Raw genomic sequence first — 15,524 nt, forward strand, 5'->3', positions numbered from 1 at the left:
AAGTAAGGATTTTTAAATAAATGTTGAAAGTTGAACGTCGAAAGTTTTGATACTACGAAAATATTTCCTTCAAAACATCCAAAGATTTGGGTTTTTTAAAACCATCCAAATGATAGCTGTAATAATCAATTAAAATTTTAAGTACAATTTGTCTTTCAATAACATGAAATACTTTTTGCTGGTTGTCAAATTTCAAATTAATTAATTTCTTAAATAGGCTCGTTTCATGTTCAGACAAAGCTCTTAAGCCATGAAAAGGAGTAAAAACCCCTTCAACCATTTCGAAAAAGGACAAATCGGCATCAGATACATCAGGATAGAAACCCAAGTATTTGGTGGTTTCTAGCATTAGAATTAAATGAAAGTTCGCAATTTCATCATGAGTATCAAGCCAAAGTAATGCGGTTTCTAAAAATACAAACAGCGACTCATTATGTTCTTCTTCTTGAATAGAATGGTGCAGAATTTCAGAAATAAACATAACAATAGTACTTTTTACAATGTCGGTATGAATAGTTTGAAACGGTATTGCTGTTTTTATTTCTTTAAAATTTTCTAAAGTTCCTTTATTCTTATGAACAGCTTCTATTTCTAGAATAGATAAGGGTTGGAAATAAGCAATTTTTTGACTTGATTTTCTTCCTGAAAAAGCATCTCTTACAAAGTATGTTTTTAGTCCGTGCGAAAGCGTAAAACATTTGACAATCAAACTTTTTTCTTGAAATTTTAAAGCCGAAATTACGATTGCCTTAGTTTTTACGTTCATTTTTTTGGAAGATTGAAAAATTAAAGACTAATAAAGTCTTCACTTATTTACCTAATTATCATCAGTTTTTTAACTTTAGTTTCTCCTCCCTCTTTAGCGGCAATAAAAACCATGTACACGCCCGAAGCTACTTTGTGTTTCCCTATAGCTGTGGTATCCCATTCTATTGTTCCTCCTTGAGCTGTTGTTTCATAGACCAAATTCCCTTCAATGTCAGTTATTTTGACATTAGCTTTATCAATTAGACCCGCAATTTTTACGGTTCCTGAGTAATTAGGTCGCACTGGATTTGGATAAATATAAACTGCACTTAAATCGTCATTGGAACTCGTTGAAACTCCTTTGAAAGATACCAATCCTTTTTGTGTAGCGATAAAAACTTCGCCAGTAGCGGTATTAATTTTAATGTCATTGATTGTATTACTAGGCAGAGGTGAATTATCAATTGTAAAATGATATTTGGTCACTTGCCCATTTGATGACACCATAAAAACTCCAGAATCTGCCGTACCAATCCATTTATTGTTCGCGCCATCAACAACGATTGAGCTGATAACTTGTTCGTATAGTAATTCTTGTGCTAAACCATCGTCTTCAATAATAATGGCATTTGCAGTCATTTGGTTTTCCGACTGAAAATTATTTATTGAATTTAAAACTCGCAATCCTTTACTTGTTCCTATCCACAACTGACTATTTGTATCAATTGCTAACGCTCGAACATCTTTTGATGGCAGGTTTCCAGCTTCTTGTCCGATGGTCATTTTTTTAAACAGATTTCCATTTTCATTAAAAGCAACTACACCATCTCGATTTGTTACCATCCACTTCGTGCTATTTTTATCGATAATCATGCTACCAAAGCTGGCGTCTTCGGCTTTATCCAAAATCGATGTCATCAAATAACTTTGCCATTGCCCATTGGTTTTTAAAACTTTTAAGCCGCTATTTATTAAACTATTAGTAACCCACAAATTTCCAAGTTTATCAAAGACAGTTCCGTTAATTCGGACATCAATGTAATTAGGTCCGAGAAAAGTTAAGGTCTCCAAGCCACTATTTTTTTGATTGAATAATATAGAAGGCTCGTCGTTTTCTATCTTTAATAATCCCGAAAAAAAAGAACTAGCATACACTTCTTTTTCATTTTTCGGATTGACCACAATTCGAGTTATAGATTTAGCGCCAAAAACGTCTTGATAGGGAATATGAAACCAATTAGAATTGCTAAATTTACTCAAACCGTAACTGTCCAACCCGTACGGATTGTAATATTGATCATAATCTCCATACACTGCCCATACCGAAGTTGGAGTGACATCCATAGAAAAAATAGTATTGCGTAAAGGTCCCGTAGGCGTTTCGTTTGTAAATCCAGAAACAGTTGTAAGATGAGACGAATAGAGTCCGTTGTTTTGCGTTCCTACATAAATAATATTGTTTATTATTGTTGCACATGTAAAATTTACAGGCGTTTTGTCTACTTCAGTTGCGCTTACTGTTCTCACTAAAGCCAGTTGCTTATCATAAACCAACACAGTAGTTCCATTTGTAACAAGAAAAAAATTATCGATAGCTCTCAAATCAGTAGCAGCTTGCGTCGACGGTTGAAAAAGTTTAAAATTATCTGAATCAAAACGGTACAGATTTCCTGTACTTTCAATAGCAATTAATTGCGAGTCGTTCGATGTAATGGCATTCCAGTTTCCAGTATTTACTACAATCCATTGCTTGAAATCGATTAGGTTTGAATTGGTGATTTGAGCAACGCGGATACCATTTTGTGTAGCCGCATAAATAAAACCTTGATACAATGTCGTTTGTTTCACACTTACTTCTGCACCATTATTACCAATGAAGTAAGTATCTCCAAACTGAAGTGTTTTTAAATTAAATTGTACAATTCCGAAATCACATGAAATGTAAAGAAATCCTTCATATTCCATGAAATGATTGATTCTTTTAATTTTAGCCGACAATTGCTTACTTATAATGTCGACCAACTTGCGTATTGAGCCATCTTTCTCATCGACAACAATTAAGAGCCCATTTTCATAACCAACGACTGTTTTAGAATATGATTCGCTGCAATAAAGCGCAGAAATAGTTTGTCCTGAAAGTCCGTCAATCGTTGTTGTAGTTTTTACGATATTGGTCGCGCTGTTTTTCGAAAAAATAGCATTCTCTGAAGCGGCGAAAACACCTTTAGAAGATTGCGATACGTCTTTTATTTCATTGAACGAAAAATAACCTTGCCATTGCAATTTATTTTGCGCAAAATTTACTTGGGTAAGTAACAGCAAAAACCAGAAACAAAGATTTTTATTCATGAACTACAGCGTATTTATTGTGCAAATATACTATAAAGCGAGTAATACAAAATTTGATGGTTATTTAAAATAAAAAAGCCTTCCGACTAAAATAGAAGGAAGGCAATTGTATTAAGTGCGATTAAAACTACACTACACCTTGCGCTAACATTGCATCTGCCACTTTAACAAATCCAGCTATGTTGGCTCCCTTTACGTAATCTACGTGTCCGTTTTCATCTGAACCATATTTTACGCACGCAGTGTGCACGTTTAACATTATAGTTTTAAGCTTTTCGTCAACTTCTTCGCTGCTCCAGCTCAAACGCAATGCATTTTGAGACATTTCTAAACCAGAAGTCGCAACTCCTCCCGCATTTGATGCTTTCCCAGGTCCGAATAAGATTTTCGCATTTTGAAACACTTCTACTGCACTTGGTGTACATGGCATATTCGCTCCTTCAGCAACCACGTTACAACCATTAGCAACTAACATTTTAGCTTCTTCGGCTTCTAGTTCATTTTGTGTTGCACACGGCAAAGCCACATCACATTTTACTTCCCAAGGACGTTTTCCTTCCACAAATTTTGCGTTTGGATATTGCGTTACATACTCACTAATCCTTCCTCTCTTTTCATTTTTCAACTCCATTACAAAAGCTAATTTCTCAGCACAAATTCCATCAGCATCATAAATGTAACCGGTAGAATCTGATAATGTAACTGCTTTTCCTCCTAATTCTGTAACTTTCTCAACCGCATATTGCGCTACATTTCCTGAACCAGATACCGTTACAATTTTACCTTGAAGAGTTTGGCCAATTGTTCCTAGCATACTTTGGGTAAAATAAACCGTACCATAACCTGTAGCTTCTGGACGAATTAATGATCCTCCGTATGTGATCCCTTTTCCGGTAAGCACTCCAGTAAACTCATTTCTTAATTTCTTGTATTGTCCAAATAAATATCCTACTTCGCGCGCTCCAACACCGATATCTCCAGCAGGTACATCTGTATCTGCCCCGATGTGTCTTTGCAATTCGGTCATAAAACTTTGACAAAATTTCATTGCTTCGTTATCCGACTTCCCTTTCGGATCAAAATCAGAACCTCCTTTACCTCCACCCATTGGTAAAGTTGTTAAACTATTTTTGAATGTTTGTTCGAAAGCCAAAAACTTTAAAATACTTAAATTTACAGAAGGATGAAATCGCAAACCTCCTTTATAAGGACCAATCGCCGAGTTCATCTGAATACGATACCCACGATTTACTTGTATTTCTCCTTTATCATCCAACCATGGCACTCTAAACATCACTACACGTTCTGGCTCTACCATCCGCTCTAAAAGCATCTTGTTCTGGTATTTTTTATTCTTCTCAATAAAAGGAATAACTGTCTCAGCAACTTCTAATACAGCTTGTAAAAATTCTACTTCATTTGGGTTTTTAGCTCTGACCGATTCGATAAAAGTAGTAACACTATGTGACATGATATTGGTTTATTTAAATTTGAAATTAGAATTCTGGTTTGTTGCCAAAGATACGGGAAATTGTTAATTTCTTTCGTTTTTCTGAACCTTAAACCGCCGAATTATGCATTTAAAACAAAAGCATAGGTCAGTTTTTTGATTTATCATTTTAGGAATACTCTTGCTGACGATTATTGATTTTTTGCCCCTTTTAATCGTTATTTTTTAATCTGCTACTCTTTTAGTTTGAATAGAAATGCTTTTTTATATATTTGTCAGAGTTTTGAGACCACAATAAATATGATCAAGCACCTAACCATTGTTACACTACTCTTCTTCAGCTTTTCGGTTATTGTAAAAGCGCAGTCTACTTTGGCGCATGAAGTAGGAGTGATTTTTGGTCCCGTGGCCTTTCAATCTGACTTCGGTCAACGACACGATTTTTCGACCAATATCAACAATACTGGATTTGGAATCGGAATCGTACACTTTCTTAATTTCTCATACAATTCAAATCACAAAACTTATTTCAACGAGCATTTTAAAGTCCGTTCGGAGTTGTCTTATAACAGAACGCAATTGAATCATTTTGGAGAATGGGCAGAAAAAAAACCTGCAACAGTAGGTTCTGAACAACTTCGTTTAATGGAAGGAAAATCTTCATTGGTAAATCTAGGCCTACAATTAGAATATTCTCCGTTCATGAAAATTCATGATTTTGAAAATACCGATCACAGTTTTAGTCCTTATATTAGTTTAGGAACTCAAATAAGTTTTTATGCTACAAACATCAGCTCTTCCTTAGGTCAAATAGGAACGACAGAAGCTACTTTTCCTAAATATTTAGTCCCTTCAGACGGTCATCAATATGGTTTTTCAAATGAAAATGGCGCTGTCTGGTCTGTAACCTCTGGAATTGGAACTCATTTTAAATTGTCTGAAATGCAAGATCTACTTGTAGAAGCCCGTTTTCAATTTTATAACTCAGATTGGATTGACGGTTTGAATCCGAACAAAGATGTTTTTCCTGAAAACAAAGCCAATGATTGGCAAGTTTGGCTGCACTTTGGATATGTCTTCTATTTAAACTAAGAACTCTTTTTAATTATAATACAAAAAACCCAAATCAGACTGATTTGGGTTTCTGTTTTTATGCTAATGCCTGTTCTAAATCGGCAATTAAATCTTCTATATCTTCTATTCCTACACTTAACCGAACTAGGTCATCGGTTATACCCACTTCTTTTCGTTTTTCTGCCGGTATCGATGCGTGCGTCATTAACGCAGGATGATTCGCCAATGACTCTACTCCTCCTAATGATTCTGCCAAAGTAAACACTTTTAGCTTTTCTAGAAAAGTGATTGAATCTTCTTTTTTTCCAGATTCAAAGGAAAAAGAAACCATTCCTCCAAATCCTTTCATTTGCTTTTTAGCAATTTCATAATGTGGATGGCTTTTTAATCCTGGATAGAAAACTGTTTTAACTTTTGAATGATTGTTCAAATATTCAGCAATTTTTTCTCCGTTCTCACAATGTCTTTGCACCCGTAAATGCAACGTTTTTATGCCTCTTAAAACCAAAAAGCTATCCATTGGTCCTAAAGTTGCTCCAGTTGCAAATTGTTGAAAATGCAATTGTTCTCCCAGTTCTTTATCTTTTACAATTAAAGCGCCCGCAATAACATCAGAATGTCCGCCAAGATATTTTGTTGCTGAATGCATCACAATATCAGCACCTAAATCCAAAGGTTTTTGCAAATAAGGTGTTGCAAACGTATTGTCTACAGCAAATAATATTTTATGTTTTTTGGTGATTTTTGCAATTTCTTGAATATCGGCCAACTTCATCAACGGATTAGTTGGAGTTTCTACCCAAATTAATTTAGTGTTTTCATTGATTAGAGACTGAAATTTTTCCAAATCGTTCATGTCTACAAAATGAAACTTGATCCCTGAATCTTTATAAATTTTAGTAAACATTCGGTACGTTCCTCCATACAGATCGTCCATAGCGATAATTTCGTCGCCTGCTTTCAACGATCGCAAAATACAATCTGTAGCTGCCAATCCAGAAGAGAACGCTAATCCACGTTCTCCATTTTCAATACTTGCTAATGCATTTTCTAACGCAGATCGCGTAGGATTTGCCGCTCTACTATATTCATAATCACCCAAAGGTTGGCCTGGGCTCTTTTGTACAAATGTCGACGTTTGATAAACTGGTGGCATTACTGCTCCAGTGCTCGGGTCGTGATGCTGCCCTCCGTGTATTACTTTTGTATTGAATTTCATATAGTTGCTATTTTTTTAAGAAATATTTAAAGTACAAATTTACCTTTTAATTTATTCTTATGCAGCCTCAACTCCTTACCTTTGTATATAATTAACACTTTTTTAGAAAACTTAGCAGCTGTCGTATGTTTGTCATAAATAGCGCAAATCAATAAAAAGTAGTACCTTATCTTTTCTAATTAATAAATTAAACTCTATGAAAAAATATTTCTATTTCGCCTCCGTCCTTTTACTGTTTACAAGCTGCACTAAAGAGCTGACTTTCGAAACTCAAAGTTTTAATGAAAAGTCATCGGTGCCCTGCAAAAAGGATTGTCCCGAAATAAAAATTATGGTTCCTATTGCCCAAAATATTGAAGTAGTTGCCGATAGCATTAACAATAAAGTACTTAATACCATCAGAGAAATCGTTTATTTTGGAGAAAAACCATACGATGTATCTGATTACGATGGATTAGCCAAAGCATTTATGGGTTCTTATGAAGACATGAAAAAAACGTATCCCGAAGAAACTCTAGGCTGGATGGCAGACATTAAAGGCGATATCGAACACCAATCAGAACAAATATTAAATATAAAAATAGAACACACGACGTATACGGGTGGGGCACACGGTTATCATGGTTTTAGATCTTTATTGTTTGATCCAGAAACTGGAAAAACAATAGAAAATGACGCTTTATTTACCGACAAAGCGGCATTTACAGCTTTCGCTGAAAAGGAATTTCGCAAGAAATATCAAATTCCAGAAAATAGTGAGATCAATGCTTCTGGGTTAATGTTTGAAGGAGACAAATTTCAGTTGGCGCTCAATATATTTTTTACCAAACAAGGATTGCTTTTGTATTACAACTCCTACGAAGTTGCTTCTTATGCAGATGGCCCAAAAGAAATTGTTTTCCCGTATGAAACTGTCAAAAAATATTTAAAATACCAATAATTTCTATTGTACATCATATTTCATTTTTCGTAAAATTCGCAACGCTTCTTTAAACGATAAATAAACTTGGGTAAATGGTTTCAATACTGCTTTTGCATCGATTAATTTTTGCCTCGCATCTTCGAAGCCATTTAAATAACAAATCATAAAGGTAGATGGTAAGTTGTCTAAATCGACTAATTCTCGTTTAGACAACAACATTCCCTTCTCTAGTTTCTGCAACAACGCTAAATTTGAATTGTAGATATGATGCAACATTTTGCGGTTGAATTCTGGCGGTTGAAACAACATTTTTCGATCAATTTTATAATAGCCATTCTCAAAGAAACGAATAGTTTGTTCTTCCAACGGATAATAACTCGTTTTATCATTTAATCCCAGCGGGACATACTCGATAATAGTAAAACTATCGTCATCAAAAGTAATGGTGACAACATCTTGAGCGGAGTAAAAAAGTTTAATTTGCTCGTTGATCAGTTCGATATCAACCCGTGATAAAAATGTTTTGTCTCTAGATTTACGCGCTACGCCTGCCCAGCAAATCACAAATAACTCTTTAAAAACTTTGTATTTTGGTGACATGTCTTTATGTCTAAAATTCATAAAATCAATCACGCCATCTAATGTATGCTGAATACTATTTCGTGAATTATTTTCAATTCCGATAACCGTTTCTGTGTTTTGGTAGCTTTTTCTAACTTTCCCTTCAACTGGCGTTGAGTTACTCCCACGGCGTACAAAAATACTGTTGGCAGGAATAGTATGAATTCCTTTTTTAAAATGAGACGTTTGACTTTTTGGTTTAATAGTCACCAAACCAATTACCTTATCTTTTGGCAAGTTAGGAAAAGGTACATTTTCATACTGAATTTTTGGAGGGTTTTCTAAATAGGCGTTCACCAAATTTTGAATGCGACTGTCGTCGAAAAAGTCATCACCCACGATTTCGTTGTCCTGGTCTTCAACGCCAACAACGATATACGAGTTGTTGGCGGGATTAGAATTGGATAGTGCACAAATGTGTTTTAAGAACTTTGCTTTTCCCTCTCGAGAATGCAAATTCAACTGGCGCTTTTTATCATAAAAACTACTCTCGTCGTTGTGAGCCAGTAAGTTTTTAATTAAAAGACGCTTGTTTATCATGAACTAAAGTGTTTTATGAACAATTGTTGGCGAAGCTTGAGCAGTTGGCGTAATTACCAGATCGGCGATATTTACGTGATAGGGTCTCGTGATTACAAAATGAATAACATCGGCAATGTCTTGAGCCACTAAAGGATCAAATCCTTTGTAAACATTGGCGGCTTTTTCAGTATCTCCTTTAAAACGAACTTCACTAAATTCGGTTGCCACCATTCCAGGATGGATGGCGCCGACTCGAATTCCGTGTGCATTCAAATCAATTTGCATTCCTTTCGTAATTGCATCAACCGCATGCTTGGTTCCGCAATATACATTTCCATTTAAATATACTTCTTTGGCAGCCGTCGATCCTATATTAATAATGTGTCCCGCTTTTTGAGCAATCATTTTCGGAATAATTGCTTTAGAAACATACAATAGTCCTTTTACATTAATGTCAATCATTGCATCCCAATCGTCTAAATCTCCATTTTGTATTGGATCTAAACCATGGGCATTTCCTGCATTATTAATTAATATTTCAATTGTAGAAAAAGCTGCCGGCAACGATTCAATTGCATCAAAAACAGCTTTTTTATCGCGTACATCAAACTGCAAAGTGTGCACATTTGTGTGGGTCGAAAGTTCTTTTTGCAACAAATATAATCGCTCTTCTCGCCTTCCACAAAGAACAATATTAAAATTATTTTGTGCCAATAACTGCGCTGTTGCTTTACCAATTCCGCTTGTTGCTCCTGTAATTAAAACTGTTTTTTTCATTAGTAGTATTATAATTTAACATCTTAAGCTACTTCAGAACCTCTGCTTTCTGTCCAAATGGCGAACCAATCCTCACGATCTAATTTCAAATCGACGGCCTTCATCAAATTTTGAATTCGAGCCACATTTACTGTTCCAGCAATAGGAATTATTTTTGCAGGATGTTGTAAAATCCAACTCAACAAAATAGTATCTGCACCCACTCTATATTTTTCGACCATGGACGCCAATAAAACCTTCAATCTTCTGGTTTTCTTTTTATCTTCTCTAAACACTATTCCCAGTGGATTTCCTGACAAAGGACGAATATTATTCAATTGCATATAATCCAGACGGCCGTCGATCATAGGCTCAAAATTGGTAGCCGAAAATTGTATTTGATTGTAACTAACGTCTAATCTCTGGCGAATTAAATCCGTCTGTAAATTGCTGAAATTTGACAATCCAAATTCGACTATTTTTCCTTCCGATTTCAGTTTCTGAATGGCTTCGGCAATTTCATCTACCTGCATTAACGGACTTGGTCTGTGCAATAAAAGCACGTCTAAATAATCTGTTTGCAAATTCTGTAATGACTGCTCTACCGAATTAATAATATGTTGTTTGGAGTAGTCGTAATACCTAATTTTTGCTGGTCGATTGTGCGCCGGAATTTGAACGCCACATTTTGAAATTAATTGAATTTTTTCACGCTCAATATTGGTTGCCGCTAACCCCTTTCCGAACTCTGCTTCGGTGGTATATGAGCCGTAAACATCGGCATGGTCAAAAGTGGTTATTTTATTTTCAAAACAAACCTGAATTACGTTTGACATTTCCTTCGAAGTCAGATTTTTATCCCAGCTTCCCCAATTCATAGTGCCCGCAATTATAGGCGATAGTGTTGTTTTATTCATGATTTTTAACAATTTTCTGTAAAGGTATTTTAATGCTTTTGAAGTCTATTTAATAAAGTTCTTAAAAATAAGAAAATAGAATCACAATTCGCCCTTAAAATTAGGTCATTCGTCGAAGTTTTAACCATTCTTTAACATCTTACTTCTTAAAAAATATTCAATTTGCACTCTCAAAAAGACGGCTTAAAATTTAAGGGTTTTAAAATAATTTATATGGAAGAGAATACCGCGACTTTAGACATTAGAGCAATTAATGAAAAGATTGAAAGAGAGAGTGCTTTTATAGACCTTCTTACCATGGAAATGAACAAAGTTATTGTAGGCCAAAAACACATGGTCGAGCGTTTGTTAATTGGTCTTTTAGGTCAAGGACACATCTTGTTAGAAGGAGTTCCTGGCTTAGCAAAAACGTTAGCCATTAATACTTTAGCGCAAGCGGTTCATGGTTCATTTAGCCGTATTCAATTTACACCCGATTTATTACCAGCCGACGTTGTTGGTACGATGATTTACAACATCAAGGATAATGAATTCTCTATAAAAAAAGGACCAATTTTTGCTAATTTTGTTCTTGCCGATGAGATTAACCGTGCGCCAGCCAAAGTGCAATCGGCATTGTTAGAAGCGATGCAGGAAAAGCAAGTTACTATTGGCGACACGACTTTTAAATTAGATCGCCCGTTCTTAGTTTTAGCTACTCAAAACCCAGTAGAGCAAGAAGGAACGTATCAATTGCCAGAAGCGCAAGTCGATCGTTTTATGCTAAAAACCGTAATTGATTATCCAAAATTAGAAGACGAGCGCTTTATTATTCGTCAAAACCTAAAAGGAAGCTACGAGAAAGTAAATCAAGTGGTTTCTGTGGAGCAAATTTTACGCGCGCAAGAAGCGGTTCGTGAAGTTTACATGGATGAAAAAATAGAGAAATACATCTTGGATATTGTCTTTGCAACGCGTTATCCAGAGAAATATAAATTAGCAGACTTAAAACCGTTAATTAGTTTTGGAGCTTCACCCCGTGGAAGTATTAACTTGGCCAATGCAGCCAAATGTTATGCATTCATCAAGCGTCGTGGTTATGTAATTCCAGAAGATGTTCGTGCCGTTGTACATGATGTATTGCGCCACAGAATTGGAATCACTTACGAAGCAGAAGCAGAAAATGTAACTTCAGTTGACATTATTAATAAAATTGTAAACGAAATTGAAGTTCCATAAATAGTAATTAGTACCAGTGATTAGTGATGAGCCTTACGCTTTTTGCTATTCACTAACCGCTATTCACTAATCACTAAAAAAATGGAAACAAAAGACTTACTCAAAAAAGTTCGTAAAATAGAAATTAAAACCCGAAGGTTGAGCGATCATATCTTTTCGGGAGAATACCATACTTCGTTTAAAGGTCGCGGAATGACTTTTAGCGAAGTGCGTCAGTATCAATTTGGCGATGATATTCGTTCTATCGACTGGAACGTAACTGCACGTTACAACGAGCCGTATGTAAAGGTTTTTGAAGAAGAACGCGAGTTAACCATGATGTTAATGGTTGATATCTCGGGCTCTGAAAGCTTTGGTTCTAAAAATCAATTTAAGAAAGACATTGTAACCGAAATTGCTGCCACTATGGCTTTTTCGGCGACAACTAATAATGATAAGATTGGTTTGATTTTATTTTCGGATGAAATTGAATTGTATATTCCGCCCAAAAAGGGACGTTCACATGTACTTCGTATCATTCGCGAACTAATCGAATTCAGTCCTAAAAGTCAAAAAACAGACATCGCGCAAGCGTTGCGTTTCTTATCTGGAACACAGAAAAAGAAAGCTATTGTTTTTGTCATTTCCGATTTTATGTCAAGTGATTACGAGCAGACGTTAAAAATAGCGGCTAAAAAGCACGATATTACTGGAATCAGAGTGTATGACATTCGCGAAGAAAAAATTCCGAATATCGGAATGGTAGATATGGTCGATGCCGAAACAGGACAAACAAAGACTATTAATACGGGTTCTAAATCAGTTCGTATCAACTACGAAAAAAACTATGTGAATAGTGTCAGTTATTTCAAAGAAACTTTTAGTAAATCGGGTGCTGGTGTAGTACATACAAGAGTAGACGAAAGTTATGTGACCAAATTGCTAGGCTATTTTAAATCGAGATAAAATTTGAGTGTTTTGATTGACCAATCAACAAGCGTTAATCAACAAGCGTTAATCCTATGAAATTAAAACTTTACATATTTTTATTCTTAATGAATCTTGCTGCATTTGCCCAACAAAAGCAAATTACAACAAGCATTGATACTACCAAAAACAAAATTGGAGCTGAGTTCAAACTAAGTGTTACAGCCGTTGTTAGTTCATCTTCAAAAGTGGTGTTTCCAAAATTAAAAAATATCGGCGCTTTGGAAGTTATCGAATCGTACCCGATCGATACCATTAAGAAAAACGATGAATACCAATTAATTAAAAAATATGGTCTAACTCAATTTGATTCAGGAAAATACAGCATTCCAAGTATCAAAATTTTAATTGATAAAAAGCCATTTCTTACCGATTCCATTACTGTTGAAGTAGCTGCTGTAAAGGTCGATACCTTACAACAAAAAATGTACGACATTAAAGATATTACTCCTGTAAAAGAAGGATTAGGCGATTGGTGGAAATATATTTTAGGATTAGTTTTTATTGCTCTGATTGCTGCAGCTATATATTGGTTGATTAGAAGAAAACAAAAGAAAGCGATCGAAGAGGAAGTTTATAAAACTCCGATCGAAAAAGCGACTAGTTTATTAAACAATTTAGAGAAAAAAGAGCTTTGGCAAAAAGGTGAGATTAAAGAATACTATAGTGAACTTACCGATATTGCTCGTAATTATATTGAAGAAGCCATTGACGTTCCTGCCATGGAAAGCACTACTTCAGAACTGATTGTTGCACTACAAGCAGCTTCTATAAAAAAGAAAATGACCATTACGCCCGAAACAGTAAGTAATTTAGAGCGTGTGTTGCGTCAAGCCGATTTGGTAAAATTTGCCAAATCAAAACCATTGGATTTTGAAATTACCGAAGACCGCAATAAAATTCAGAAAGCAATTTTAACCTTAGATAATGCGATTCCGCAAGATGTCGTTGATGAAGAAGAAAATGTACTGAATGAAGCACAGCGTCAAAAGCAAATTAAAGCACAATTACAGAAAAAGAGAAAGCAACACATTCTTATTACTATTGTAAGTGTAGTGTCTTTAATTGTACTTGTCACTGGATTTTTTATCATCACCAAAGGTTTCACTTATGTAAAAGACAATATCCTTGGCCATCCTTCTAAAGAATTATTGGAAGGCGAATGGGTAAAAAGCGGTTATGGAAATCCTATTGTTTACATACAAACACCTAAAGTTTTAAAACGAGTAGACATTAGTAAAACAGTACCAAAAGAAGGATTAGCTTTAATCAAAGAAATGCAAAACTTTGGTTATGGAAGTATGTTTGATAACTTTTATTTGATGGTTTCGACAGCCAAGTACAAGCAAGAAACACAAATTGACCTCGCCAAAGCGCTGGAAGTGACTCTTAAGTATACCGAAGCACAAGGAGCAAAAAATATGATCATTAAACAAGAAGACTTTGATACTAAAGAAGGTATCCGCGGAATTAAAGGCTACGGTACTTTTACGTTCTTAAACGCAGCAACAAAATCAAGTACCAAAATGTATTATGAAATTTTAATGTTCAGCCAGGAAGGCGGCTTGCAACAAATTGCTATCTACCACGAAGAAGGTGATACCTACGCAAACGAAATTTCGCAACGTATTTTAGAGTCGGTTGAACTTCAAAAAGCTAAAAATTAATGGAAAAGATAACTTTTTTAAATCCAGAGTTTTTTTGGTTGTTTCTACTAGTTCCTGTTGCAATTGCATGGTTGTTTTGGAAAAAAAATCAACAATCACCGACCTTAAAAATGAGTTCGTTAAAAGGTTTTTCGGGCGCAGAATCATTAGCTGCAAAACTAAAACCCTTCTTAAGTGTTTTTAGAATTTTAGCACTCTGTTCTTTAATCATTGCATTGGCACGACCAAGAACAGTGGATGTAAGTAACCAAACTAAAACGACTAAAGGAATTGATATTGTTATGGCAGTTGACATCTCCGGAAGTATGCTAGCAAAAGATTTAAAACCGAACCGTATTGAAGCGTTAAAAAGAGTTGCTGCAGACTTCGTGACTGAACGACCGAATGACAGAATTGGTTTGGTTTTATACGCCGCCGAAGCTTACACTAAAACTCCCGTAACTAGCGATAAAGCAGTTGTATTAGAAGCTATTAAATCCATCAAATACGATACGCTTTTACAAGATGGAACAGCAATTGGAATGGGATTGGCTACCGCAGTTAACCGATTGAAAGACAGCAAAGCAAAAAGCAAGATTATTATTTTGCTAACAGATGGAGTAAATAACGCGGGTTTTATTGAGCCTGAAACAGCCTCTGATATTGCCAAACAATATGATATAAAAGTATACACAATCGGAATTGGAACTAACGGTATGGCAGAATCTCCATATGCGCTTTCTCCTACAGGTCAATTGCTATTTAGAAATGCTAAAGTTGAAATTGACGAACCCTTGATGAAAAGCATTGCTCGAAAAACCGATGGTAGATATTTTAGAGCAACGAGTAACAGCAAATTGGCTGAGATCTATGACGAAATTAATAAATTAGAAACGACAGAAATCGAGGAATTAAAGTTTTACGATTACGACGAAAAGTATAGACCATTTGTTTTGTTAGCAGGAATTTTGCTGCTCTTAGAAATTGGTTTACGAAATACCGTTTATAGAAGTTTTATTTAAATCTAAATTCATCAACGCAATGTAGTTGATAAGAGATTGGAATTTACAATTTTATTTTTGGACTTGAGTGTCGACGTAAAGACGACGCAATTTAA

The 15,524-nt window shown here is 35.2% G+C and carries 13 protein-coding genes; 6 read left to right on the forward strand and 7 right to left on the reverse strand.

The window, feature by feature from the left end; genetic code table 11:
* Nucleotides 1-52 precede the first annotated feature (52 nt).
* The 3 genes from recO to gdhA all read right to left on the reverse strand — a co-directional run bounded on the left by recO (nt 53) and on the right by gdhA (nt 4,567).
* Entirely contained in the window at nt 53-766 is a 714-nt protein-coding gene (gene recO / locus ACRASX_RS04045; protein WP_066311617.1) for a DNA repair protein RecO, read from the reverse strand.
* A 47-nt stretch (nt 767-813) separates the two neighbouring features.
* The gene (locus tag ACRASX_RS04050; protein WP_432222498.1) at nt 814-3,096 is read right to left on the reverse strand and encodes a T9SS type A sorting domain-containing protein; all 2,283 of its coding nucleotides are present in this window, start codon (nt 3,094-3,096) and stop codon (nt 814-816) included.
* A 127-nt stretch (nt 3,097-3,223) separates the two neighbouring features.
* Nucleotides 3,224-4,567: an NADP-specific glutamate dehydrogenase gene (gene gdhA / locus ACRASX_RS04055; RefSeq protein ID WP_066311622.1), complete on the reverse strand. Its 1,344-nt coding sequence runs from the start codon at nt 4,565-4,567 to the stop codon at nt 3,224-3,226.
* Nucleotides 4,568-4,846: 279 nt separating this feature from the next.
* Between gdhA and ACRASX_RS04060 the strand changes: the two genes are divergently transcribed.
* Complete coding sequence (locus ACRASX_RS04060; protein ID WP_432222499.1) at nt 4,847-5,638, forward strand: THC0290_0291 family protein; 792 nt, start codon at nt 4,847-4,849, stop codon at nt 5,636-5,638.
* A gap of 58 nt (nt 5,639-5,696) precedes the next feature.
* Here ACRASX_RS04060 and ACRASX_RS04065 read toward each other — a convergent pair whose 3' ends face one another.
* Nucleotides 5,697-6,839 (reverse strand): cystathionine gamma-synthase, encoded by a 1,143-nt coding sequence (locus ACRASX_RS04065; RefSeq protein WP_432222500.1) that lies wholly within the window; start codon nt 6,837-6,839, stop codon nt 5,697-5,699.
* A gap of 196 nt (nt 6,840-7,035) precedes the next feature.
* Between ACRASX_RS04065 and ACRASX_RS04070 the strand changes: the two genes are divergently transcribed.
* Nucleotides 7,036-7,779, forward strand: coding sequence for a DUF3298 domain-containing protein (locus ACRASX_RS04070; protein WP_432222501.1), 744 nt, complete (start codon nt 7,036-7,038; stop codon nt 7,777-7,779).
* 3 nt (nt 7,780-7,782) lie between these two features.
* On the opposite strand, the gene ACRASX_RS04075 is transcribed toward ACRASX_RS04070, so the two are convergent.
* From ACRASX_RS04075 to ACRASX_RS04085, 3 genes are read right to left on the reverse strand one after another with little or no spacing between them, the layout of a single operon-like run.
* Nucleotides 7,783-8,922 (reverse strand): ATP-binding protein, encoded by a 1,140-nt coding sequence (locus ACRASX_RS04075; protein WP_432222502.1) that lies wholly within the window; start codon nt 8,920-8,922, stop codon nt 7,783-7,785.
* Nucleotides 8,923-8,925: 3 nt separating this feature from the next.
* A complete protein-coding gene (locus ACRASX_RS04080) occupies nt 8,926-9,681 on the reverse strand; it encodes an SDR family NAD(P)-dependent oxidoreductase (protein ID WP_432222503.1) in 756 nt (251 codons plus the stop codon).
* A 23-nt stretch (nt 9,682-9,704) separates the two neighbouring features.
* Nucleotides 9,705-10,577 carry an aldo/keto reductase gene (locus tag ACRASX_RS04085; protein ID WP_432222504.1) on the reverse strand — a complete coding sequence of 291 codons (873 nt, stop codon included), beginning with the start codon at nt 10,575-10,577 and terminating at the stop codon, nt 9,705-9,707.
* Between the two features lie 213 nt (nt 10,578-10,790).
* Here ACRASX_RS04085 and ACRASX_RS04090 point away from each other — a divergent pair, with 213 nt between their 5' ends.
* The 4 genes from ACRASX_RS04090 to ACRASX_RS04105 all read left to right on the forward strand — a co-directional run bounded on the left by ACRASX_RS04090 (nt 10,791) and on the right by ACRASX_RS04105 (nt 15,429).
* On the forward strand, nt 10,791-11,795 hold the full coding sequence (locus ACRASX_RS04090) for an AAA family ATPase (protein WP_066311651.1): 1,005 nt from the start codon (nt 10,791-10,793) through the stop codon (nt 11,793-11,795).
* Nucleotides 11,796-11,876: 81 nt separating this feature from the next.
* Nucleotides 11,877-12,740, forward strand: coding sequence for a DUF58 domain-containing protein (locus ACRASX_RS04095; RefSeq protein WP_066311653.1), 864 nt, complete (start codon nt 11,877-11,879; stop codon nt 12,738-12,740).
* A gap of 56 nt (nt 12,741-12,796) precedes the next feature.
* Nucleotides 12,797-14,428: a hypothetical protein gene (locus ACRASX_RS04100; RefSeq protein WP_432222505.1), complete on the forward strand. Its 1,632-nt coding sequence runs from the start codon at nt 12,797-12,799 to the stop codon at nt 14,426-14,428.
* Nucleotides 14,428-15,429, forward strand: coding sequence for a vWA domain-containing protein (locus ACRASX_RS04105; RefSeq protein WP_066311666.1), 1,002 nt, complete (start codon nt 14,428-14,430; stop codon nt 15,427-15,429). The genes ACRASX_RS04100 and ACRASX_RS04105 overlap by 1 nt, the downstream gene beginning before the upstream one ends.
* Nucleotides 15,430-15,524: the final 95 nt, after the last annotated feature.

It is taken from the genome of Flavobacterium sp. TMP13 (genome assembly GCF_050847115.1).
GTDB lineage: Bacteria > Bacteroidota > Bacteroidia > Flavobacteriales > Flavobacteriaceae > Flavobacterium.